The 23035-nt window shown below is 58.1% G+C and carries 22 protein-coding genes; 12 read left to right on the forward strand and 10 right to left on the reverse strand.

The window, feature by feature from the left end; all coding sequences use genetic code 11:
* The first annotated feature begins 49 nt into the window (after positions 1–49).
* On the forward strand, positions 50–1456 hold the full coding sequence (creD, locus tag ACFSAG_RS02075) for a cell envelope integrity protein CreD (protein WP_381510974.1): 1407 nt from the start codon (positions 50–52) through the stop codon (positions 1454–1456).
* Here creD and ACFSAG_RS02080 read toward each other — a convergent pair.
* The 4 genes from ACFSAG_RS02080 to ypfJ are packed head-to-tail and all read right to left on the reverse strand — an operon-like array spanning position 1437 to position 4805.
* The gene (locus ACFSAG_RS02080) at positions 1437–2585 is read right to left on the reverse strand and encodes an alpha-hydroxy acid oxidase (protein ID WP_381510976.1); all 1149 of its coding nucleotides are present in this window, start codon (positions 2583–2585) and stop codon (positions 1437–1439) included. The two genes, creD and ACFSAG_RS02080, sit on opposite strands and share 20 nt — an antisense overlap.
* Positions 2585–3799 carry an FAD-dependent oxidoreductase gene (locus ACFSAG_RS02085; protein ID WP_374610761.1) on the reverse strand — a complete coding sequence of 405 codons (1215 nt, stop codon included), beginning with the start codon at positions 3797–3799 and terminating at the stop codon, positions 2585–2587. Before ACFSAG_RS02085 ends, ACFSAG_RS02080 begins: the two co-directional genes overlap by 1 nt.
* 15 nt (positions 3800–3814) lie before the next feature.
* Positions 3815–3865, reverse strand: coding sequence for a hypothetical protein (locus tag ACFSAG_RS02090; protein ID WP_381511270.1), 51 nt, complete (start codon positions 3863–3865; stop codon positions 3815–3817).
* Positions 3852–4805 (reverse strand): KPN_02809 family neutral zinc metallopeptidase, encoded by a 954-nt coding sequence (gene ypfJ / locus ACFSAG_RS02095; RefSeq protein WP_381510978.1) that lies wholly within the window; start codon positions 4803–4805, stop codon positions 3852–3854. The genes ACFSAG_RS02090 and ypfJ overlap by 14 nt, the downstream gene beginning before the upstream one ends.
* A gap of 102 nt (positions 4806–4907) precedes the next feature.
* Here ypfJ and ACFSAG_RS02100 point away from each other — a divergent pair, with 102 nt between their 5' ends.
* The 3 genes from ACFSAG_RS02100 (at position 4908) to katG (ending at position 9411) form a co-directional block, all read left to right on the forward strand.
* Positions 4908–5693, forward strand: coding sequence for a 3-hydroxybutyrate dehydrogenase (locus ACFSAG_RS02100; RefSeq protein WP_381510979.1), 786 nt, complete (start codon positions 4908–4910; stop codon positions 5691–5693).
* 27 nt (positions 5694–5720) lie between these two features.
* On the forward strand, positions 5721–7040 hold the full coding sequence (locus tag ACFSAG_RS02105; protein WP_381510981.1) for an amidohydrolase: 1320 nt from the start codon (positions 5721–5723) through the stop codon (positions 7038–7040).
* Between the two features lie 181 nt (positions 7041–7221).
* On the forward strand, positions 7222–9411 hold the full coding sequence (gene katG, locus ACFSAG_RS02110; RefSeq protein WP_381510983.1) for a catalase/peroxidase HPI: 2190 nt from the start codon (positions 7222–7224) through the stop codon (positions 9409–9411).
* Positions 9412–9502: 91 nt separating this feature from the next.
* Here the strand turns inward: katG and ACFSAG_RS02115 are convergent, their stop codons facing one another.
* The 3 genes from ACFSAG_RS02115 to ACFSAG_RS02125 all read right to left on the reverse strand — a co-directional run bounded on the left by ACFSAG_RS02115 (position 9503) and on the right by ACFSAG_RS02125 (position 11844).
* Positions 9503–9916 (reverse strand): hypothetical protein, encoded by a 414-nt coding sequence (locus tag ACFSAG_RS02115; RefSeq protein WP_381510985.1) that lies wholly within the window; start codon positions 9914–9916, stop codon positions 9503–9505.
* A gap of 140 nt (positions 9917–10056) precedes the next feature.
* Positions 10057–10218 (reverse strand): hypothetical protein, encoded by a 162-nt coding sequence (locus ACFSAG_RS02120; RefSeq protein WP_298600070.1) that lies wholly within the window; start codon positions 10216–10218, stop codon positions 10057–10059.
* Between the two features lie 24 nt (positions 10219–10242).
* Positions 10243–11844 (reverse strand): isocitrate lyase, encoded by a 1602-nt coding sequence (locus ACFSAG_RS02125; RefSeq protein WP_374610772.1) that lies wholly within the window; start codon positions 11842–11844, stop codon positions 10243–10245.
* Between the two features lie 155 nt (positions 11845–11999).
* Here ACFSAG_RS02125 and ACFSAG_RS02130 point away from each other — a divergent pair, with 155 nt between their 5' ends.
* Positions 12000–13382 (forward strand): helix-turn-helix domain-containing protein, encoded by a 1383-nt coding sequence (locus tag ACFSAG_RS02130; RefSeq protein ID WP_374610774.1) that lies wholly within the window; start codon positions 12000–12002, stop codon positions 13380–13382.
* 30 nt (positions 13383–13412) lie between these two features.
* On the opposite strand, the gene ACFSAG_RS02135 is transcribed toward ACFSAG_RS02130, so the two are convergent.
* Positions 13413–14282 (reverse strand): sterol desaturase family protein, encoded by an 870-nt coding sequence (locus tag ACFSAG_RS02135; RefSeq protein ID WP_381510988.1) that lies wholly within the window; start codon positions 14280–14282, stop codon positions 13413–13415.
* Positions 14283–14448: 166 nt separating this feature from the next.
* On the opposite strand from ACFSAG_RS02135, the gene ACFSAG_RS02140 reads away from it, so the two are divergent.
* The 5 genes from ACFSAG_RS02140 to arsB all read left to right on the forward strand — a co-directional run bounded on the left by ACFSAG_RS02140 (position 14449) and on the right by arsB (position 17512).
* Positions 14449–15012 (forward strand): hypothetical protein, encoded by a 564-nt coding sequence (locus tag ACFSAG_RS02140; protein ID WP_381510990.1) that lies wholly within the window; start codon positions 14449–14451, stop codon positions 15010–15012.
* 83 nt (positions 15013–15095) lie between these two features.
* Positions 15096–15449, forward strand: coding sequence for an ArsR/SmtB family transcription factor (locus tag ACFSAG_RS02145; RefSeq protein ID WP_381510992.1), 354 nt, complete (start codon positions 15096–15098; stop codon positions 15447–15449).
* On the forward strand, positions 15446–15934 hold the full coding sequence (locus ACFSAG_RS02150; RefSeq protein WP_374610782.1) for an ArsI/CadI family heavy metal resistance metalloenzyme: 489 nt from the start codon (positions 15446–15448) through the stop codon (positions 15932–15934). The genes ACFSAG_RS02145 and ACFSAG_RS02150 overlap by 4 nt, the downstream gene beginning before the upstream one ends.
* An 8-nt stretch (positions 15935–15942) precedes the next feature.
* A complete protein-coding gene (locus tag ACFSAG_RS02155) occupies positions 15943–16446 on the forward strand; it encodes an arsenate reductase ArsC (RefSeq protein ID WP_381510995.1) in 504 nt (167 codons plus the stop codon).
* Position 16447: 1 nt separating this feature from the next.
* Positions 16448–17512, forward strand: a complete 1065-nt coding sequence (gene arsB, locus ACFSAG_RS02160) for an ACR3 family arsenite efflux transporter (RefSeq protein ID WP_381510997.1) — start codon at positions 16448–16450, stop codon at positions 17510–17512.
* A gap of 26 nt (positions 17513–17538) precedes the next feature.
* Here the strand turns inward: arsB and ACFSAG_RS02165 are convergent, their stop codons facing one another.
* Complete coding sequence (locus ACFSAG_RS02165; protein ID WP_374610788.1) at positions 17539–18216, reverse strand: response regulator transcription factor; 678 nt, start codon at positions 18214–18216, stop codon at positions 17539–17541.
* Between the two features lie 122 nt (positions 18217–18338).
* Positions 18339–19370, reverse strand: a complete 1032-nt coding sequence (locus ACFSAG_RS02170; protein WP_381511000.1) for a mannose-1-phosphate guanylyltransferase/mannose-6-phosphate isomerase — start codon at positions 19368–19370, stop codon at positions 18339–18341.
* Positions 19371–19551: 181 nt separating this feature from the next.
* Here ACFSAG_RS02170 and ACFSAG_RS02175 point away from each other — a divergent pair, with 181 nt between their 5' ends.
* Together ACFSAG_RS02175 and prsK are read left to right on the forward strand one after the other, a co-directional pair.
* A complete protein-coding gene (locus ACFSAG_RS02175) occupies positions 19552–20940 on the forward strand; it encodes a TIGR03013 family XrtA/PEP-CTERM system glycosyltransferase (protein WP_374610792.1) in 1389 nt (462 codons plus the stop codon).
* Positions 20940–23033: an XrtA/PEP-CTERM system histidine kinase PrsK gene (gene prsK, locus ACFSAG_RS02180; RefSeq protein ID WP_381511002.1), complete on the forward strand. Its 2094-nt coding sequence runs from the start codon at positions 20940–20942 to the stop codon at positions 23031–23033. Before ACFSAG_RS02175 ends, prsK begins: the two co-directional genes overlap by 1 nt.
* Positions 23034–23035 lie beyond the last annotated feature (2 nt).

Raw genomic sequence — 23035 nt, forward strand, 5'->3', positions numbered from 1 at the left:
TTGAAACGTGCATTTCTATCGACAAAGCGAGTGGAAGAGGAGCAATGCGATGGCAGTCGAACGATCACCGGGATTCAAACTTCTCTTCGCAGGACTGGTGGCTGCCGTTTTGGTCATCCCGCTGCTGATGGTGTATGCGCTTTCATCGGATCGCCAATCGCAAGCAGCAACCGCACGCGCATCGATAGCCGCTGGATGGGGTGGCCCACAGGTAATAGTCGGCCCCGTTCTTGTCATACCCTACACGTCGACCAGCGTTGAGACTGTAACCGAAAACGGACGCGCATCGACTCGTTCGGTCGAAGTGAAAAGGGAGTTGTTCCTCGCGCCCGAAACCAATGTCGTGGCCACCGAGCTGAAACCGGATCGCAAAAAGAAATCGATCTACGAAAGCGTGCTGTTTGTTGCACGCAACAGCGGCAAGGCGCGCTTTGCATTACCGGACGATTTCGCACGATACGGCATTCCACTTGAAAATCTTGACCTGAAAGGGGCGGAGCTTCGCTTTGGCGTGTCAGATGCGAGGGGTCTGCAAAAGGACAGCAAGGTGGTGGTCAATGGACAGCAAATTGCGTTGCAGCCGGGCAAGGGGCTTGCCGCTTCGAACAACTCAGGCTTTTTCACCTTTGTTGACTGGACTGGGGCACAGCCGATTGAGGTTCAGTATGATTATGCCATTCGCGGCAATGAGTCGCTTACGCTGGTACCGCGCGGCGGGGAAACCAGCTGGGATGTCAAATCGACATGGCCAAGCCCGAGCTTTGCGGGGGATTTCCTGCCGGTGAAACGGACGGTGAAGTCCGATGGATTCACCTCCAGCCACGCAATCACCAATCTGGCGCTAGGTCAGTCGATTGTGGCAACCGATGACAATGCCCCGCCGCTGGTCGGCATGCCTCGCCCCGAATTGTTGGTCGACAGCGCACGTTCGGCTCCCTCGGTTGGCGGGCCTTCGCAAGCGGCGACTATCGGTCTGATCGAACCGGTTGATCTTTACAGCCAGGTTGATCGTTCGGTGAAATATGGTTTCCTCTTCATCGGCTTCACATTTCTGGCTTTCCTGATGTTCGATGTCGTGGGCGGTGCGCGCGTGGCAGCGGCGGAATATCTGCTGACCGGGGCAGGGCTGGTGTTGTTCTTCGTGCTGCTTCTCGCCTTTGCCGAGGTGGTCGGCTTCACGATTGCCTATCTGATTGCTGCCGGCGCGATTACCGGGCTGCTCACTGCTTATTCAGCGGCCGTGCTGAAAAGCTGGCTGCGCGCGCGGGTTATTGGTGGCTTGTTGGTCGGGCTCTACGCTACGCTCTACGTGTTACTCAACCTCGAAGCCTATTCGCTGCTCATCGGCTCGCTGCTGCTCTTCGTGGCACTGGCAGTCGTGATGTGGGCCACAAGGCGGATCGATTGGTCCGCCAAGCGCCAGGCGGACGAGGAAACTAGCGCCAGCGCAGCATAGAACGGTCAAGTTCCGCGACGGATCGAACGCCCATGAGTTTCATGCCGCGTTCGATCTCGTCGCGAAGCTTGCCGACGACCCGGTCAACACCGGGTTCCCCGGCTGCGGCCAGTGCGTACAGGTATAGCCGTCCGCCCGAACAGGCCGTTGCCCCGGCGGCGAGCGCCTTCAATACATGGGTGCCACGCCGCACACCGCCATCGCAAATGATGTCGATCTTGCCACCAACAGCGTCGGCTATTTCGGCAATCTGATCGAACGGAGAGCGTGAACCGTCCAACTGTCGCCCGCCATGGTTCGAAACCATGATTGCTGTTGCTCCTATGTCGACGGCGCGTTTTGCATCCTCGACCGACATCACGCCTTTAAGGCAGAATTGCCCACCCCATTCCGCGCGGATTGCTTCCGCCATTTTCCAATCCATCGACTGGTCGAGCATGGTGTTGAAATAATCCGCCACCGATACCGCGACATTGGTTCCTTCACTGACATGGGTGGAAAGGTTGGGGAGGGAGAATTTCTCCCGAAAAAGGTAATTCATTACCCATGCCGGATGCGTCGCATAGCTTAAGACCGACGAGGGCGTGAAACGTGGGGGCGAAGTAAATCCTGTGCGCAAGCAACGTTCGCGATTGCCAGCGACAATGGTGTCGACAGTCAGGGTAATCGCATCGAAATTTGCTGCCTTGCAGCGCTCGACCATAGATTCGTTCAGCCCCTTGTCCTTGTGGATGTAGAGCTGGAACATCTTAGGCGTTTTGATCGCTGCGCCTACCTCCTCGATGCTAACCGTGGCGAGGCTCGATATGCCGAACCATGTATTGAACCTCTCCGCCACTGCCGCAACCGCGCGCTCGCCCTGCCAGTGGAAGAGCCGCTGCAATGCGGTAGGCGAAAGGAACAGCGGCATGCCGATCTTCTTGCCCATAACGGTGGTCGACATATCGATATTCTCGACCCCGGCGAGTACATTCGGAACAAGGTCGCAATCGTCAAAGGACGAAGTGTTGCGCCCTTTGGTCACCTCATCATCGCCAGCTCCATCGATATAATGGAACACCGGTGACGGCAGGCGCCGTTTTGCCAATCGGCGGAAATCTTCGACATTGTGGCAATCGGTTAGGCGCATCAGTAAACTGTCCGGTTCTGTTTGGTTGCTTTGGTGGCCAGCGAAAAACGCGGTTCAACAGGTGTCGCTGCGTTGATGACATGAGCGGCAACGCGTTTTCCAACTGCGGGACCATGTTTGAATCCATGCCCAGATCCGCCGCCGACCAGCCACACATTGTCATGGCCGGGCAAGCGATCGATCAGGAAGTCGCCATTCGAGCTGTTTTCATATTGGCAGACGCGCGCGTGTATCAGCGGCGCTTCGGCAAGATCTGGAAACCGGGTTTTCAGATAAGCGCGCGCGCGGGCGACGCCTGCTGCCGACACCTGCCTGTTCTGGGTGTCCGGATCGACTTCTTCGCCATGTGTGTCGAACGCCATCTTGAATCCCTGGCCTTCCAGATCAGGAAAGCCGTAAGCAAAGTCCTGCGCATTTGAATCTGCCCAAACGGGAAGGGCGGGGGCGGCAAACCTTTTGTCCCCTGGAGCCGCGCCAAAATGGAAAACCTCCTGACGTGTGACGAAGATGCGACCACCCAGCACTTCGGGAAAGATTTTCGGCAACCAAGGACCGCAAGCATAGACCAGGCTTCGCGCGGTGATGCCGGCAACTTCGTAAAACCCATTTTGCAGGCGTTTAGGGCTTTCTGCCTTTCCACGAACAGCCTCAAGCCTTGCATCGGCGACAACCGCTTGCACTCCTCGTCCAGCAATCAAGGCTCCGGTTCCGGTTTCGATAAAGCCGGATTCATTGTCGGCAAACCGCATTTGCTGGAAGCGCGCCCGAAGCGCTGCCGCATCGCCCTCCCACCGACCGAGGCCAGATGCACGCAACCATTCGAGGCTTTGCTTGGCGGAAGCATCGTTGTCAGCCGAAAACCACAACACGCCAACCTTGTGCAATATGGGTTGGCTTTGGCGCTGTGACAGTGCGTCCCACTGCGCGAGTGAATCTACGGCCATGCTCGAATAGAGCGGGTCGCCACCATAGCTGACGCGAATGACCCGGCTCTCGCCTCCAGACGAAGACCGGGCATGTCCGGGCGAATATTGGTCGATCAGGGCGACCGACAGACCGGCCTTTTTGAGGTGCCATGCCGACCAGGCACCAAAAACCCCGGCCCCGATCACAGCCACATCAACCACACCTTGGGTCGAGGTTGCGGCCTTTGCCTGCGCGGCAATGCCGATTGCGCCCGCCGCAGCAAGCGTCTCGCGTCGCGTCAATTTCATCCCCGCCCCCGTAGTTTAGAATATGCCCCTGAAGAAATCGCAATTGTTCGGATCAGCGCTTTTCAGCCCCCGTTGTAAAGCGGCCATCCGTTGTTCGGACGTGCCATGTGTGAACATGCTTTCCACCGGTGCCCGCCCGGCGTCTAGCATCTTTCAGCCCCCGTTGTAAAGCGGCCATCCGTTGTTCGGACGTGCCATGTGTGAACATGCTTTCCACCGGTGCCCGCCCGGCGTCTAGCATCAGCTTGTCGTCGCCGATGGCGTGCGCGGCTTTCATGCCTTCTTCAATATCGCCGGGTTCGATGCGATTGGCATTTCGGCCAGCCCAGACCCCGGCATAGCAATCTGCCTGCAGTTCCATGCGGACCTGGAGCGCATTGCCTTCTTCCTGGCTCAGCCGGGATTGGGCACGACGAACTTGGTCGGCTACGCCTGTCAGGTTCTGGATATGATGGCCCACTTCATGCGCGACCACATAAGCGTTTGCAAAATCGCCGCCGCCGCTCATCTGCTGCAATTGGTCAAAGAAACTGGTGTCAAGATAAACGCCATTGTCGGCAGGGCAGTAAAAGGGCCCCATTGCCGCTTGGGCAGCGCCGCAACCTGATTGCCCGCCACCTTGGTAGAATTCGATCTTGGCGGGCTGGTACCGCTGTCCGGCCTCGGCAAAAATTGCCCCCCATGTGTCTTCGGTCGATTTCATCACCCGGCAGGCGAACAGTTCAGCCTCGGTATCGCACGCAACATTGCCACCACTTGCCTGCTGCGTCGCGTCGCCGGGTGCAACGCCACTGCCGCCAAGGTTCAACGAGCCGCTGGAAAAGAGGAAAAAGCCGATTGCAGCAATTATCAGCAGAGTGCCACAACCCATCTTCCGGCCGAGCAGCATTGGCAACAGGCCGAAAAGCAGCGATCCCAATCCGCCGCCGCCACCCATATTGAAACCGCTGCCGCCCGCGCCTTGGTCATTCGCATTGCTGGTTGGATCAAGATCGTCGAGACGCATGGCGATTCTCCTCTTCTGCGTTCAAATCAAGCATTGCGGTTTTGCCTCAAAAGCGCAAGGAAGAAGGCCAATTTACACACCGCAATCCAAAGGACTTCTCCCATGTTTCTCAAAGGCAAAACTGCTCTGATCACTGGTTCCACCTCGGGCATCGGCTTGGGCTATGCCCGGGCGCTTGCTGCCGAAGGGGCCAGCGTCATGATCAACGGCTTTGGTGATGCTGCGGAGATTAGCGGCTATGTCGAGGAATTGATCCGCACCAGCAATGCGGGCGCACTGCATTCGGCTGCAGACATGACCAAACCTGATGAGATCCGGGCAATGGTGGCCGATTGCACTGCGAAGCTAGGGGCTCCCGATATCTTGATAAATAATGCGGGTATCCAGCACGTTTCCCCTGTTGATTCCTTCCCCGAAGACAAATGGGATGCAATTATCGCCATCATCCTGTCTTCGGCCTTTCACACAACGAAGGCGGTAGTGCCGGCAATGAAGGAAAAGGGTTGGGGCCGGATCATCAATACCGGGTCGATGCACAGCCTCGTCGCTTCGCCCTTCAAAAGCGCATATAATGCTGCGAAGCATGGCATTGCCGGTTTCACCAAGACCATCGCACTGGAAGTTGCGCGCGACGGCATAACGGTGAACTGCATTTGCCCCGGCTATGTTTGGACACCGCTGGTGGAAAACCAGATCCCCGATACGATGAGGGCCCGTGGCCTGACGCGTGACCAGGTGATCAATGATGTTCTGCTCGCCGGCCAGCCGCAAAAGCAGTTCGTGCAGGTCGACCAGCTTGCATCATTGGCGGTCTATCTCTGCTCCGATTCCGCAAGCGCAATTACCGGGGCCAACTTGTCGATGGACGGGGGCTGGACGGCGCAATAAGCTGGCATCAAATCAGGGAGAGAAAATATGCGAACAAAATTGTTGATGGCCGCCGCATTGCTTGCGACTGCATCCCATGCACATGCAGCGAACCCGCTGCGTGATGCAATTGCAAAGGATATGCCGTCGCTGATCGAAATCTATCGCGATTTGCACGCCAACCCTGAATTGAGCTTTGAAGAAGTAAAGACCGCCGCAAAGCTGGCTGCGGAAGCCAAGCGTCTTGGCTTTCAGGTAACCGAAGGCGTTGGCAAAACCGGCGTTGTTGCGGTGATGAAAAATGGTGCCGGGCCGACGGTGATGATCCGCGCCGATATGGACGGGCTTCCTGTTATCGAGCAAACGGGGCTTCCTTACGCTTCAAAAGTGCGCGGGGTAAGCAAATCCGGCACTGAAACGGGCATCATGCACGCCTGCGGCCATGATACGCACATGACCGCTTGGGTGTCGACCGCGCGGCAACTTGTCGCAAACAAGGATAAATGGTCGGGTACGCTGGTGATGATCCTTCAGCCCGCGGAGGAAATCGGGGCAGGGGCAAAGGCCATGCTCGACGACGGCCTCTACACCCGCTTCCCCAAACCGGACTATGCGATCGCGTTTCATGATGCTGCGCAATTCCCAGCGGGCACCATCGGCTATCAGAGCGGTTGGGCGCTGGCCAATGTCGATAGTGTGGATATCAAGGTCAAAGGTGTTGGGGGGCACGGCGCCTATCCGCACACCACGAAAGATCCGATCGTGTTGGCGTCGCGCATCGTAACTGCCCTGCAAACATTGGTTAGCCGCGAAGTCGATCCCCAGGATGCCGCTGTGGTGACCGTGGGCAGTTTCCATGCTGGTGCGAAGCACAATATCATTTCGGACGAAGCAACCTTGTTGCTGACCGTGCGCAGCTATTCGGATGAAACGCGCAAATTGCTGCTCGACGGCATTAGGCGTATTGCGAAAGGCGAGGCTATTGCAGCTGGTGTCCCCGAAGACCGTATGCCGGTCGTTTCGGTCAACGAGGCCGAGTTCACTCCCGCAACCTTCAACACATCGCCGTTGACCGAGCGCGTGGCTTCCTTGTTCAAAAAGCAATTTGGCGAACAACGGGTGATTGAAACCAAACCGGTGATGGGCGGAGAGGATTTCAGCCGTTTCTACCTGGCTGACAAGGCCAATGTCCAAAGTATGATTTTCTGGGTGGGTGGCGTGCCCCAAGCAGAGATGGATGCTGCGGCGAAAAGCGGAAAGCCGCTGCCTTCGCTACATTCACCTTATTGGGCGCCGGATGCGGAAAAGGTGATCGCAACTGCTTCCGAGGCGTTGACCCTGGCAGCCATGGACCTGATGAAAAAATAGCATTGTACAGGTTGAGCACAATCAATCGGTTTGTTTCATTTATGTGAATCGATAAATCGAAACTCTCGATTACAGTTGGCGCTAAAAATCGATGGAATTTCCTGTTGGCAAGGTCCATCTGCACGCTGTGGATGCATGACTGCATCCCCATTGGATATTCTCCAACCGGATAGGAATTGCCATGAACGATCAAACGCCTTTCGATACAAGCGGTGGTTGCCCGGTGCACAAGGGTGCAACCCGTTCGCTCCTCGGCCGCACCAACAAGGACTGGTGGCCAGATGCACTGCCGGTGGACATTCTCCACCAGGGTGGAACTTCGCCCGACCCGATGGGGCCGGACTTCAATTACGCCGAAGCATTCAAAAAGCTCGATTATAAGGCGCTGAAGGCTGATCTGACTGCCCTCATGACCGATAGCAAGGACTGGTGGCCTGCGGACTATGGCCATTATGGCCCCTTCTTCATCCGTATGGCTTGGCATGCTGCCGGTACTTACCGCACGGCCGACGGTCGCGGTGGCGCCAACAGCGGTCAGCAGCGTTTCGCTCCGCTCAACAGCTGGCCCGATAACGGAAACCTCGACAAGGCACGTCGCCTGCTGTGGCCGATCAAGCAGAAATATGGCCAGCAGATCAGTTGGGCGGACCTGTTCATCCTCGCCGGCAATGTCGCGATCGAATCGATGGGCGGACCGGTTTTCGGTTTTGGTGGCGGCCGCGCGGACGTTTATGAGCCTGAGAAAGACATTTACTGGGGTGAGGAAGACCTTTGGGTCAACGAAGGTGCGAAAACACGCATCCGCCCTGAAGACAAAGCTGAATTGGCCAACCCGCTCGCTGCCATTCAGATGGGCCTCATCTATGTGAACCCGGAAGGCCCGGGCGGCAATCCGGATCCGCTGCAGTCGGCCCGCGACATGCGCATCACTTTTGCGCGCATGGCGATGAACGATGAAGAAACCGTCGCTCTTACCGCAGGCGGCCATGCTTTCGGTAAAGCCCATGGCGCGAAGCCGTCGGATACTTTCGGCATGAGCCCGGAATCGGAAGCCATCCACCAGCAAGGTTTTGGCTGGCTGATCGACGCCGACGAGATTGCCAAGGGCAATATCACCACTTCGGGAATCGAAGGTTCCTGGTCGAACAACCCGACCAAGTGGGGTGGTGACTATTTCCGCCTGCTGTTCAAATATGATTATGAACTGACCCACAGCCCGGCTGGTGCGCAGCAGTGGACTCCGATCAATCCCGATCCGGAAGACATGGCACCCGACGCACGCGATCCTTCGAAGCGCGTCCCGACCATCATGACCACTGCCGACATGGCCCTGAAGATGGATCCCGAATACCGCAAGATTTCGGAGCGCTTCCTCAACGACCAGGCAGCGCTTGACGATGCCTTTGCGCGCGCTTGGTTCAAACTGTGCCACCGCGACATGGGACCGAAGGTCCGCTACCTCGGCCCCGAAGTGCCGGCTGAAGACCTGATCTGGCAGGATCCGGTTCCGGCTGGAACCAAGCCTTCGGACGCAGATGTCGCAGCGTTCAAGGCCGCCATCCTGAACAGCGGGCTGACTGTCAGCCAGTTGGTCAAGGCTGCATGGGCGTCGGCTTCAACCTATCGCAAGTCTGACCATCGTGGTGGCGCCAACGGTGCACGCGTCCGTCTTGCGCCGCAAAAGGATTGGGCGGTCAACGAGCCTGCCGAACTGGCGACGGTGCTTGCCAAGATCGAAGAACTGCGTGGTTCGCTTTCGGTTGCCGACGCAATCGTTCTGGCTGGCAGCGCAGCAGTCGAAAAGGCAGCCAAGGATGCCGGCTTTGACGTAACCGTTCCGTTCACCGGCGGCCGTGGCGATGCGACGCAGGAATGGACCGATGTCGACAGCTTTGACGTGCTCGAACCGCAGGTTGATGGCTTCCGCAACTATATGTCGCAGAAGTTCTCGGTGAAGACCGAAGAACTGCTGATCGACCGTGCGGCGCTGCTTGGCCTGTCTGGTCCCGAGCTGACTGCACTGGTCGGCGGCCTGCGCGTGCTGGGTGCCAACCATGGCGGACGCAGCCATGGCGTCTTCACTAACCGCGTTGGCCAGTTGACCAACGACTTCTTCGTCAACCTGCTCGATATGGACACCTTCTGGGATGTCGTCGAAGGCAGCGAAGATGAAGAATATGTCGGTTACGCTCGTGGCGGTCGTACCGAGCGTTGGCGTGCTACCCGTGCAGATCTGGTGTTTGGTTCGAACTCACAGCTCCGCGCCATTGCCGAAGTCTATGCCGAAAAGGGCAACGAACGGAAGTTCGTCGAAGACTTTGTGAAGGCTTGGGTGAAGGTGATGAATGCGGATCGATTCGATCTGAACTGATCACACAGCAGACCTAACGACAAAGGCCGTCGCGGATTGTTCGCGGCGGCCTTTTTCTTTGCCCGTATCGGCTTCGCAATTTTGAGAAATGTTACTCCTCGCCGGAATCCGTTGGGCGCGCAAACCCAGGCTGTGCGTATGTCGTTTCGGCATATGCAGGCATGCCCGGTTGCTGTGGCGCGGCACCGGGAATAACAGGAACGCCATTGTTGCCATTGTTGTCGCGATCGTCGCTCACGCCAAGTGGCTTGGCATCGTTCATGGGTTGGCCGAAGCTTTCAAATTCGTCTTCGCCCCACTCATCGTCCTTGGAATCTCCGTCGTTGGAATCCTCATCGCCATTTTCCGTAGGAGTCGCTTGCGCGATGGTGGGTCGCGGGGTCGAAATTGGCGTCGCCACCGGTTTCACGACCTTTTCGGAATCCTCGTCGGACGAAGGGACCGCCAGGATCACCAACGCGAATAGGCCCAGAACGCCGAGAATGATTTTGAGAACATTGTCCATGATCGAACCCGTAAATGTAAAAATCCGTGATTTCGGTAGCAGAGGGTGCTTAAAATTTCCTTGCCGGATGGTGGCGCAAAAAAGGCCGCCGACCCGATGGTCGGCGGCGCAGTCGCTTTTCCTCCCCAGGAAAACTCGTTTCAACCCAGTTTGGCGGCACTTCCAAGCCGGTGGTAAAGGCGGGCGAACTTCTTCGATTCTTCACCATCTTCCACGGTGGGCAAATATTGGGCCAGCGCCTTGCGGATCAGCTTGAAGTCCTCGGTTGAAAGGACTGCGCGGGAACGTGCGGGTTCACTCATGGCTATCTCCTTCTAGACTGCTAATCAGGCCGCGTTTGCGAACTGGTTCATGGTGTTGTCTTTGCCGCCCGCTTTGAGGGCTGCTTCACCGGCGAAATATTCCTTATGATCATCGCCAATGTCCGAACCTGACATATTCTGGTGCTTCACGCAGGCGATGCCCTGGCGGATTTCCTTGCGCTGGACGCCGGCAACATAACCGAGCATGCCCATCTCGCCGAAATAGTCCTTGGCTAGGTTGTCGGTGCTCAGCGCCGCAGTGTGGTAGGTCGGCAACGTGATCAGGTGGTGGAAGATGCCCGCGCGCTTTGCAGCATCGCGCTGGAAGGTCTGGATGCGACGGTCGGCTTCGATGCCCAGCTCGCTTTCGTCATAGGACGCGCTCATCAGGTTCGCACGGTCATAGGCCGACACATCCTTGCCTTCGGCGGTCCAGGCATCGAACACCTGTTGGCGGAAATTGAGCGTCCAGTTGAAGCTGGGCGAGTTGTTGTAAGCGAGCTTCGCATTGGGAACGACTTCGCGGATGCGATCGACCATGCCTGCGATCTGTTCGATGTGCGGCTTTTCGGTTTCGATCCAGATCAGGTCAGCGCCGTTCTGCAGCGAGGTGATGCAATCGAGCACGCAGCGGTCTTCGCCGGTTCCCGAACGGAACTGGAAGAGGTTGGAAGGCAGCCGCTTCGGTTTCAGCAGCTTGCCGTTGCGGGTGATAACGACATCGCCATTGCCAATCTGGCTGGGATCGATTTCGTCGCAATCGAGGAAGCTGTTATACTGGTCGCCCAGGTCGCCCGGTTCTTTCGAGAAGGCAATCTGCTTGGTGAGGCCAGCGCCGAGCGAGTCAGTGCGGGCAACGATGATGCCGTCAGGAACGCCGAGCTCGAGGAAGGCATAGCGGCAGGCGCGGATTTTCTGCAGGAAATCCTCGTGCGGAACGGTGACCTTGCCATCCTGGTGGCCGCACTGCTTTTCATCCGAAACCTGGTTTTCGATCTGCAATGCGCAGGCGCCTGCTTCGATCATTTTCTTGGCGAGCAGATAGGTTGCCTCGGCATTGCCGAAACCTGCGTCGATATCAGCGATGATCGGAACAACGTGGGTTTCGAAATTTTCGATCTTGTTCAGCAATTCGGCTTCCTTGGCCGCATTGCCTTCTTCGCGAGCCTTGTCGAGTTCGCGGAACAGCAAGTTGAGCTCACGGCTGTCGGCCTGACGAAGGAAGGTGTACAGTTCCTCGATCAACGCGGGAACGCTGGTCTTTTCGTGCATCGACTGGTCGGGCAGGGGGCCGAATTCGCTGCGCAGCGCCGCAATCATCCAGCCGGAGAGATAGAGGTAGCGCTTCTTGGTGGTGCCGAAATGCTTCTTAACCGAAATCATCTTCTGCTGCGCGATAAAGCCGTGCCAGCAGCCCAATGACTGGGTGTAGTTGGCAGGATCGGCATCATAGGCAGCCATATCCTCACGCATGATTTTTGCGGTGTAGCGGGCGATGTCGAGACCCGACTGGAAGCGGTTTTGCAGGCGCATGCGGGCGACAGCTTCGGGGCTGATCGAGTCCCAGGTTCCGTTCTGCGAACCGATGAGTTCGCCTGCTGCCTTGATTTCTTCCTGATAGGTCATTGTGACAAATCCTTGTTTGGGGAGATTGCTATGACGCAAAATTGACAATGTTGGCGCATGGAAGCGAGTCAGATTTGTCAAAAATGTTGTGTGTGCGTCGCACAAAATGCGCCTGAGCTTGTAATATTGTAAATATATTGACATAAGCAGCGCCAATGACCGAGCAGAAACTTTTCGCAGGGCACGCCGTGCGCCGTATCCGCCGCGCCAATGGCCTAACGCAAACCGCGATGGCAGAGGCGCTGGCGGTTTCGCCGAGCTACCTCAACCTGATCGAGCGCAACCAGCGGCCGCTCACCGCGGCGATCCTGCTCCGCCTGGCCGAGCGTTTCGATTTTGATGCGCGCAGCCTGACCGGCGCGACCCCCGGCGGCGGAGTGGAGGCGCTCCGCCGGCGGCTTGCAGACCCGCTATTTGCCGATCTCAACCTCGACAAATTGCAATTGGAGGACTGGATCGCCGCCGCCCCCGATGCCGCCGAAGCCTTCGCCCGGGCCTTTGACCGGCTGTCGGGCGCAGGCCCCGCGCAAGAGGCTGACGCCATCGCCGCGGTACGCAGCGAGATCGAGCGCTGGCGCAACCATTTCGCCGATCTCGACGCGCAGGCAGAGGCGCTGGCCGACGAACTGCGTCTGGCCAATGCCGACCTTTATGGGGCTATTGCCGAGCGGCTGCGCGTCAAGCACCAGCTTTCCATCCGCATCCTGCCCGTCGATGTTCTGCCCGACCGGCTCAAGCGGCTCGACCTGCACGCGCGCCAGTTGCAGCTTTCCGAGCTGCTCGATCCCGCCAGCCGAACCTTTGCCGCCGCGAGCGAGCTTGCCACGCTGGAGGCGCGCGCCGAAATTGACGGCCTCGTCAAAGGCGCAAATTTCGCCGAACGCGCGAGCGAGCGTTTCTATCGCCGCCACTTGACCAGCTATTTCGCCGCCGCGCTGATGATGCCCTATGCGCGTTTCCTGCGTGCATGCGAGGGGACGGGCTATGATATCGAGTTGCTCCAGCGTCGTTTTGGCGCAGGCTTTGAGCAAGTCGCGCACCGGCTGACCACGCTGCAACGCGTCGGCGCGCGCGGCTTGCCCTTCTTCATGCTGCGCATCGACCGGGCAGGGCAGAGCAGCAAGCGCTATGCCGGCGCCAGCGCCTCGCCCCTGGTCGAATCCGACGCGCGCTGCCCGTTATGGCGGCTGCACACCGCATTTGATCGTCCGGGCCAGTTGGTGAAGGATCTGGTCGAGCTGGAAGATGGCGGTCGCTGGTTCACCATCGCGCGCACCGTGCAACCGCAGGCGGGCAGGGAAGGCGGCATCCGCGCCGAATTTGCGGTAGGGCTGGGGATCGATGCGAGCCTTGCCGCGCCGCTTGCCGCCGCGCGCGGGAGAGACCTTGCAACGGGAGAGGCCACCCCAATCGGACTGGGCTGTCGCGCCTGCACCCGCCCCGATTGCCCCCAACGCAGCGCCCCGCCGGCGGGGAGGGTGCTGGTGTTCAACGAACGCGAGCGCGGATTAACGCCGTTCGTATGGGCAGGGGAGTGAGGGGGTTAAGAACCCGCCACACTTTCTAACTCAACCCGTGCCCTGCCGTGCCCGCCTGCGTTCAATCCATGGTTGGAACGGGAACAGGAACTGTTCGAGGATCGACAGCCGCTTGCGATCATCCTGGCCAGCAATGGCCGATTCCCCCTCGCGAAATGTGCCGAACATCCGGTCGAACAGGATGATGCAATTGCCATAGTTGCAGCGCGTGTCTTCAAAGCTTTCCGCCGTGTGGTGCAGGCTGTGGTGCTGGATGGTGGTGAAGAAGAAGGAAAACCATTTCGGCGGATCGGCACGAACATTGGCATGTGCATAATAGGATATCGCGCCCAGCGAATTGAACGCTGCAAACATCGGTGCCTTGTCGAAATCGAGCAAGGCAATCACGCTCAGGCTGATCAGGAACAGTTCAATCGGATTGCCGACATAACCCTTCATCGCATTCAATTGCGTGATGTGGTGGTGCGGCGCGTGGGTGGACCATAAAAAGCCATTGTTGTGCATCCATCGATGCATCCAATACTGCCCGAATTCGACCAGCAGCATCACGATCGCAACCTGCACCAGGAAAGGCAGTTCCGCGATCCATGGCGTTGCCAGGCCCATTGCTTCCTTGGCCTCGCCCATCGGGCCATTGGCAAATGTATCGCTGGCCCATGAAATCGCGGTGATGCCAAGCAGGACGTAGAACAGATCGGTCAGGAATTCTTGCCGGTTGATCCGCCAACCAACGTGGCGTTCAGCGACAAATTCCATCAACTGGACAAAGGTGAGCGCCACCAGGCCCACCGCGGTAATCATCCACCATTTGTCGACCCATTCGGCAGGCGCAAAGGCCCAGAATGCAAGAATTGCCGCTACAGTCGCTGGCGGCAGCAAATTGAACAGAGCTTGTTTCATCAGTCGTCCCCCTCCCAAAGTGATGGGCAGCGCTGTTTTCCAGCGACACTTATTTCGAGCGACCAACGTCAATTTACTTGTAAAAAGCCGTCACGTCGAGCGGAAACCATCCATTTCCCCAATGGGTGGTTTGTGGCACACAGATGCAGAAGGGGAGGCACGATTGATGCGCTATTTGCCCGCACTCTTAGCTGCGCTGTCATTAAGCGGATGCTCCGGATTGGAACACCCCCAACGGGCCAGTACAGAGCAGCCGCTGGTCGCTGCCGAGCGGCTGATCGACGCCTTCTATTCATTCGACCCCAAGCAATTGCGCGCTGCAATGAATGATGCGCCGGCATCACAGCCGCAATTGCTGTATTATCAAGGCTGGGCGCAGGGTGGGAATTACGCGATCCTCGACCGACAGCCCTGCCAGATTGCCAGCGATAGCGAAATCACCTGTGCAATCACCGTAAGGGACGATCTGATTGCAGCCCTAGGCACCGGTTTTTGGGTGACCGACAAATTTCACCTCACAATCCGCGATGGACGGATAGTCGCAGTTCGCAACAGCTCAAACGATCCACCCGAATTTGAACTGGCGCTGAAATGGCTGCAGCGTGAGAAGCCTGAGGTGATGACCGGCCCTTGTCGCGGCTTTTTCGCAGGTGGCCCCACCCCTGGGGATTGTGTTCGCGCTGTGGTCGCCGGGTTCAAAGCCTATCGCGTGAACCACGAGGCGAAGTAGAACATTTCCATAGTTATCGAAATGATGCTTGACTCCGATGTGCGATTCGATATTTCAACGAATATCGAAATGAAGGAGTCGCTATGGACGCCGACGCAATCATCAAAGCGCTTAGTGCGTTGGCGCAAGAGCATCGCCTGGCGGCGTTTCGCTTGCTGGTGCAGGCGGGGGCTTCGGGTCTTCCCGCCGGGGTGCTGGCGGAGCGACTTGGGGTGCCGAACAGCTCGCTTTCCTTCCATCTTGCCCAGTTGAGCCATGCCGGTTTGATCCGGCAGGAGCGGCAGGGGCGTTCGCTGATTTACTCCGCCGATTATGCCGCGATGAACGGGCTGATCGGTTACCTCATGGAAAATTGCTGCGCGGGTGCGGTTTGTGGTTCGGACGATGCCTCGTCTGGCTGCGCACCTGCCATATCCGATGAAAGGAAAAGTGCATGAAACGCTTTCACGTCCATGTCGGGGTCGAAAAACTCGACGCCTCGATCGCTTTCTATTCGGGCCTGTTCGGGCAGGAGCCTTCGGTGGTGAAACCCGATTATGCCAAATGGATGCTGGAGGATCCGCGCATCAATTTCGCCATTTCGCAGAAATGCGGCGCGGTGAAGGGTATTGAGCATCTGGGTATCCAGGTCGAGGACCAGGGTGAGCTCGCCGAAGTCTATGGCCGCCTGAAAGCCGCCGACCGCCCGGTGCTGGAGGAAGGCGCGACCACTTGTTGCTATGCGCAATCGGAAAAAAGCTGGATCGCCGATCCTGATGGCGTGGTGTGGGAGGCTTTCCTCACCAATGGCGAAGCAACCGTTTACGGCGGCAATCCTGAATTGCAGCAGCTGGTTTCGGCAAATGCTGCGGCCAATGCCTGCTGCGCGCCGAAGCAGGAAGCGGCAGCGCCCGCCACCACCAATACTGGCTGCTGCGGCTGAGGTTATAAATGCCAGAGATACGCAATGTGCTGGTGCTGTGCACCGGCAACAGCGCCCGTTCGATATTGGGGGAGGCTTTGTTCAACCTCCACGGAGAAGGGCGCGTGCGCGGCTTTAGCGCTGGGAGCAAGCCCAAGGGGGTGCCGCACCCCGGCGCGCTCCGGCTGCTGGCGCGGCGCGGGATCGATACGTCCACCTTCCGCTCGAAAAGCTGGGATGAATTCAGCGCACCCGATGTGCCGCAAATCGACCTTGCCATCACCGTGTGCGGCAATGCCGCGGGCGAGGTGTGTCCTGTCTTCATCGGCAGCCCGTTAAAGGCGCATTGGGGCCTTCCCGATCCCGCCGATGTGCGCGGCAGCGAAGCTGAAGTCGATGCGGCCTTTGAAGAGACTTGGCGCTTGCTCGAAATGCGGGTGAAGGCCTTCTTCGCGCTTGATCTGGCGGTGATGGACAAGGCGCAGGCGCAGATGGCGCTGGCAGAAATTGGCAGGATGGAAGGGGCAGCCTAATATGGCAGAAAGCAATTTGAAGCGGCTGTCTTTCCTTGACCGCTATCTGACGCTGTGGATTTTTCTGGCCATGGTGCTGGGCGTTGGTCTGGGTTCGACTTTCGCCGGATTGCCGGAGGCGATCAACAGCCTGTCCTGGGGGTCGACCAACATCCCGATCGCCATAGGCCTGATCCTGATGATGTACCCGCCGCTCGCGAGGGTGCGTTATGAGGAGCTGCCGCGCGTGTTTGAGGACAAAAGGGTGCTGGCGATTTCGCTGGTGCAGAACTGGATCATCGGCCCGGTGCTGATGTTCGCGCTTGCGGTGATATTCCTTTCCGACAAGCCCGAATATATGACCGGCCTGATCCTGATCGGGCTGGCGCGGTGCATTGCGATGGTGATCGTGTGGAACCAGTTGGCAAAAGGTGACAACCAGTATGTTGCGGCGCTGGTGGCATTCAACTCGATCTTCCAGATATTGTTTTTCAGCGTCTATGCCTGGTTCTTCCTCGCTTTCCTGCCGCCGCTATTTGGCCTTGAGGGCAGTGTCGTCAATGTCAGTTTCTGGACGATTGCTGAGGCGGTTCTGATCTATCTCGGCATACCCTTCCTTGCCGGCTTCCTGACGCGCAAATGGTTGGCGAAAGCCAAAGGCGAGGCGTGGTATGAACAGGTCTTCCTGCCGAAGATCGGACCCATAACGCTGGTCGCGTTGCTGTTCACGATCGTCGCAATGTTCAGCCTGAAGGGGAATGAGATTCTGACACTGCCGGGTGATACCATCCGCATTGCTATCCCCCTGACCATCTATTTCGTCGTCCAGTTCACCATCAGCTTTTTCATGGGCAAGCTGATCGAGAGCGACTATCCGCGCACCACAGCTGTGGCGTTTACCGCAGCGGGCAACAATTTCGAGCTGGCGATTGCGGTGGCGATTGCCGCCTTTGGTCTGGCGTCACCCGTGGCCTTCGCGGCGGTGATCGGGCCGCTGGTTGAGGTGCCGGTACTGATCCTGCTTGTCAATGTGGCCTTCTGGTTTGGGCGGCGCTGGTTTGCAGACAGCGTACCCGTCAGTCGCTAAGCTCCAGAGAAGCGGCTGTCTCCGGCCTAAAAGCCGTCAAACACATAGCCCATGGCGCGCACGGTGCGCAGACGGTCAGGCACGTCCTGCGCCTTCAACGCGCGGCGCAGGCGGCCGATCCAGACATCGACGGTGCGTTCGTCGATGCTGGCGTCGTCCTTACCCAAAATCTCGATCAGGCTGGTGCGCGACCAGACGCGGTCGGGATTTTCGATGAAATGGGCGAGCAGCTTGAACTCGTTCGGGGCAAGTGCGATGCGCCGGTCGCGATAGCGGACAAGAACCGCGGCGAGATCGACCTGCAATTCGCCTGATTTCAGTCTTGTCGCCGGCGGCACAGTGCCCTGTGACCGGCGATATTGCTGCAGCCTCGTCGCCAGCCTTTCGGCATCGGCAGGGCCCAGCAGATAATCATCCGCCCCGCTGCGCAGCGCGCGCTTCTTCGCTTCGCTGTCATCTTCATCGAGAACCATCGTGATATGGGCATAGCGCGTTGCCGGGGTTTCGCGCAGGCGCCGACACATTTCTATTCCCGATATGTCGGGCAGCAGCCAATCAACGAAACACCAATAGTGCAGCCCCTCTGCGAGCGGCGGTAACTCGGCATGGCAGCCGGCAATATCGATATCCTCCACCCGCGCATGCAATTGCGGCAGGATCGATAAATCGCGTGAAGCGAGGATGACGGCTTCCCTGTGCGACATATCCGGCATTCCCATTTTGCAAACAGGCTGCCTTTTTGCTGCCATCAGATGACAAATTCGTGACGGTCTTGATCACCGCATCAAAGCTGGTGCCCGCAGTAAGAAAAACCGGTTGATGTCTTTTAACTGCTGAACTTTTTGACTTCCTGGCTTTTCCCGCGGGGAAGGATCAGGATTTCATTGTCGTGGACGACAACGATCAAATCGCTGGTGCCGATCATGTTGACGCGCATCGCGCCACTGCGGACCAGATTGCCGTGGCTGTCCAGCAGGCGGGCATTACCCTGCACACTGTTACCATCAGCATCATGTTCGCTGATGTCATAGAGGCTGTCCCAGCTTCCGACATCGGACCAGCCCATGCTGACTGGAGCAACCGCCACACGGTCGGCCTTTTCCATAACCGCATAGTCGATGCTATCCGATGGCGAAGCCGCAAATGACGATTGATCGGGACGGATGACGGCGCCATCGCGCACGGCGTCCGTCATGGAGGCTTTCGCAGCAGCCAGCATTTCAGGTGCCAGCCTTTCCAGACAGCCAAGATAGATATCGGCACGGAAAAGGAAAATGCCGCCATTCCAGGCGTGATTGCCGGCATCGATCATCGATTGGGCGGTGGCGGCATCGGGCTTTTCAACAAAGCGTTCGACGCGCGCGACTGCTGCTGTCAACGGCTCACCCATGCGGATATAGCCATAGCCGGTTTCCGGCGCGGTCGGTTCGATCCCGAACGTGACCAGCCAGCCATCCTCGACAAGCGGAAGCGCTGCCATGATCGCTGCATGGAAAGCAGCGACATCTGCGATCAGGTGGTCGCTTGGCATTACCAGCAGCGGCGCATTGGGCGTATCTGCCGCCAATGCGGCGAGCGCAATGGCGGGCGCGGTGTTGCGTGCGCATGGTTCAAGGATGACGGTTGCATCGGGGACGCCAGCCTCAATCGATTGGGCCGCGATCAAATCGGCGTGCGCGCCATTGCCGACTACAATCGGCGGCGCAAAGAAATCGCGATCCATGCAGCGCGCCAAGGTCAACTGGTACATTGTCGCATCGCCTGCCAGCGTAAGAAACTGTTTGGGCTTGTCGGCGGTGGACGTTGGCCACAACCGCGTGCCGCCGCCGCCCGAGAGGATCACTGGTGTTATCTTCATGGCGAAAAGCCCTATTCGATGGCGAACCATTCCGCAATTACCGAGTGTCGCGCAATTTGACAGTTTCGCGCTATTTCAAAATGTTGAAAATATTCGCAAAAATCACAAAGTGTAAAATTAAGCGACACTTTACCTTTGCCTGTTATCGCATGGGCGAAATGGTGGCAGGTCGCAAACCTCGATGATCAGGTTGTTCAAGCATTATGTCCCTTACGCCGTGTTGTTCCTGGCGTTGGTGGACCTGTGCCTGCTGCTGGTGGCGGCCGAAACCGCCTGGGTCATCCGCGCCAACCAGATTGGCATGCAGGTCGATTATATCGGCAACCGCATCTGGCCGCTCATCACTTTCGCCGCTTCGGTCCAGATCGCCGCCATGGCGGTGGGTGTCTACAGCCAGGAATCGCTGCAATCGCTCCGTTTTGCCATTGCACGGTTGATCGTTGCGGTATCGCTGGGCGTAATCTTCATGGCGGTGATGGCTTTTGCTTTGCCCGGCATGACCTTGTGGCGTTCGAACTCACTCTATGCGATGATCCTTTCATTTGCTTATCTGGCGCTAAGCCGCCTCATCCTCGGAAGTTTGATTGGTGGCGAAAGCTTCAAGCGCCGGCTTTTGGTGCTGGGTGCCGGCAAACGGGCGCAACGCATCAAGGATCTGGAGGCACGCCGCGGCTCGGGTTTTGTCGTCGTCGGCTTCATCGCGATGGACGAAGCAAAGCGGGTCATCCCCGAAGCGATCAACCGTTCGGCGATCTATAACCTTGCCGATTTTGTCGTGAAACTCGGCGCCAGCGAGGTGGTTCTTGCGCTTGAAGAACGGCGCAATGCCCTGCCATTGCAGGATTTGCTGCGGATCAAGACCACCGGGGTGCATGTCAACGACATTTCCAGTTTTCTGGAGCGGGAGACCGGACGGGTCGATCTCGACAGCGTCAATCCAAGCTGGCTTATTTTTTCCGATGGCTTCTCTTCGGGCCGCCGTCTTTCGGGGATCGCCAAGCGCCTGTTCGATATTGCCGCCAGTGCGGTTTTGCTCGCCATGACATTGCCGGTGATCCTCTTGTTTGCACTGCTCATCAAACTGGAAAGCCGGGGTCCCGCCTTTTACCGGCAGGAACGTGTCGGGCGTTATGGCGTTGGCTTCAACCTCCTCAAATTGCGTTCGATGCGCGTTGATGCGGAGGCGGAAGGCAAGGCGATATGGGCGGCGAAAAACGATCCGCGTGTGACCCGCGTCGGCAAATTCATCCGCAAGGTGCGCATCGACGAACTTCCGCAAACTTGGTGCGTGCTGAAGGGCGATATGAGCTTTGTCGGCCCGCGCCCCGAGCGCCCTGAGTTCGTATCCGACCTTGAAAAGCAGCTGCCCTATTTCGCTGAACGCCACATGGTGAAACCGGGAATAACCGGCTGGGCGCAGATCAACTATCCCTATGGCGCGTCGATTGAAGATAGCCGGCAGAAGCTGGAATATGATCTTTACTATGCAAAGAACTACACGCCATTCCTTGACCTGCTGATCCTGCTGCAGACCATCCGTGTGGTTATCTGGCCGGAAGGTGCGCGTTGATGGGTGACGCATTCGCCTGGATTGGTTTTTGGGGCCATTCGGCAGTCGGCTTCCTATATGCAGCGCTTGCCATCTGGGTGTTCCAGCAATTTGGCGGCAAAAGCCGCCAGCAAATTGCGCTGATTGCTGCGCTGTCGGCCACGGCATTTTGGGGCATCGCCACCATTTTGGGTGGGCCGGGAAGCCTTCTGGCCTCTAGCGGGGAAACGCTGCGCAACATGGGCTGGCTGGCCTTCCTGTTCGCGCTGCTTTCGAACGGCGAAGGCAAGCAGCATCCCCGCACCATCAGGATGCTGTATGGTGCGCTGTTCCTTGCGCTGATTTTCCAGCCGATCATCGATTTCGCCTTGCTCGCTGCCTTGCCGGACAGCGCCGAAGCCAGCGCCGCCGCTGCCAAGACCGTGCAATTGCTGCGCATGATTTTTGCGATTGGTGCGATCGTGTTGGTGCACAATCTCTATACGGTCTCCGCGCCCGAAGCGCGCTGGGGGATCAGCCTGCCGATGGTCGCGCTTGCTGCGATCTGGATGTACGACCTTAACCTGTACACTATCGGATATCTCTCCGGCGATTGGCCTGCCGAATTCATCGCGATGCGCGGGCTGATCACAATGCTGCTTGTGCCCGTATTTGCGATGGCGACGCGCCGGAACAGCAATTGGCGCATCCGGCTGTCGCGTTCGGTTACTTTCCAGTCGGTGTCGTTGCTCGCGATCGGTGCCTATCTGTTCGGAATGGTGCTGCTTGCGACAGCGCTCGAACTGGTCGGTGGCAGCTATGTCCGCATGGCGCAGATCACGCTGATTTTCGGCATGTCGCTGGCGGCGATGCTGGTCCTCCCTTCGGGCAAGTTCCGCGCGTGGCTGAACGTCATCATCGCCAAGAATTTTTTCCAGCACCGTTATGATTATCGTGCCGAATGGATGCGCTTTGCCGAAACCATCGGCTTCCCCAGCGATGCCGCGCCATTTCATGAACGTGTGATCAAATCGCTGGCCGACATTTTTGAATCGCCTGCCGGATTGCTGCTTACCCGCGACGATGAATCGCGGCTGGTGTTGCAGGCCCGCTGGAACTGGCCGACCGCCGATATCCCGACCTATGCCGGCAATTCGTTGACCGTGCCCTTTTTTGAGCGGACCGGACACATCCTGCTGATGGAGGATGTGCGCGAGGGCGAGGATGAGCGGGTCGATCATGCCGCCATCCCGCAATGGCTGTATGATGAAAATCGCGCTTGGGCGGTTGTGCCGCTTGTCCATTTTGGCCGTCTTGCGGGTATCGCTATCTTGGCAAAGCCCCCGATAAAGCGCAGGCTCGACTGGGAAGATCTCGACATGATGCGCGTCGTCGGGCGTCAGTTGGCCAGCTATCTGGCCGAGGCCACGAGCCAGGAACAACTGACCGAAAGCCGCCAGTTCGAACAGTTCAACCGCCGTTTCGCCTTCGTGATGCACGACATCAAGAACCTTGTCAGCCAGTTGAGCCTGCTCGCGCGGAATGCAGAGAAACATGCGAGCAACCCCGAATTCCAGGCCGACATGATCGAGACGCTCAAGGGTTCGGTGGGCAAGATGAATGACCTGCTCGCGCGCCTTTCGCAGCATAGCCAGACCCGCCATTCCGCGATCGAGCCGATGGATGTGGAGAGCACCGTCAGCGCCGTGATCCACGCCAAGCGCCTGATCTACCCGATCGAGACCGATTTCTCGCCCGGGCTGTTTGCGCTTGCCGATGCGGGGCGGGTGGAAACGATACTCAACCATTTGCTGCAAAATGCGATCGACGCGACCGATGACGGTTCACCGATCCGCGTCAGTGCTGCACGGCAGGACGATTGGGTCGCTATTCGCGTGATCGACAAAGGTTGCGGCATGAGCGAGGCCTTTGTCGTCAACCAGCTGTTCAAACCCTTTGAATCCACCAAGAGCGGTGGCTTTGGCATCGGCGCCTATGAGGCCCGCGCATTGGCGCAATCACTCGGCGGCCATTTGCACGTCGACAGCCGGTTGGGGAAGGGGACGCGAATGACCCTTCTTTTACCCGCTACGCAAGAAACCCCCAATGACAATGAAGTCGATAAGGCAGCATGATT

It is taken from the genome of Sphingorhabdus buctiana (assembly GCF_042680825.1).
Taxonomy (GTDB): Bacteria; Pseudomonadota; Alphaproteobacteria; order Sphingomonadales; family Sphingomonadaceae; genus Sphingorhabdus_B; species Sphingorhabdus_B buctiana.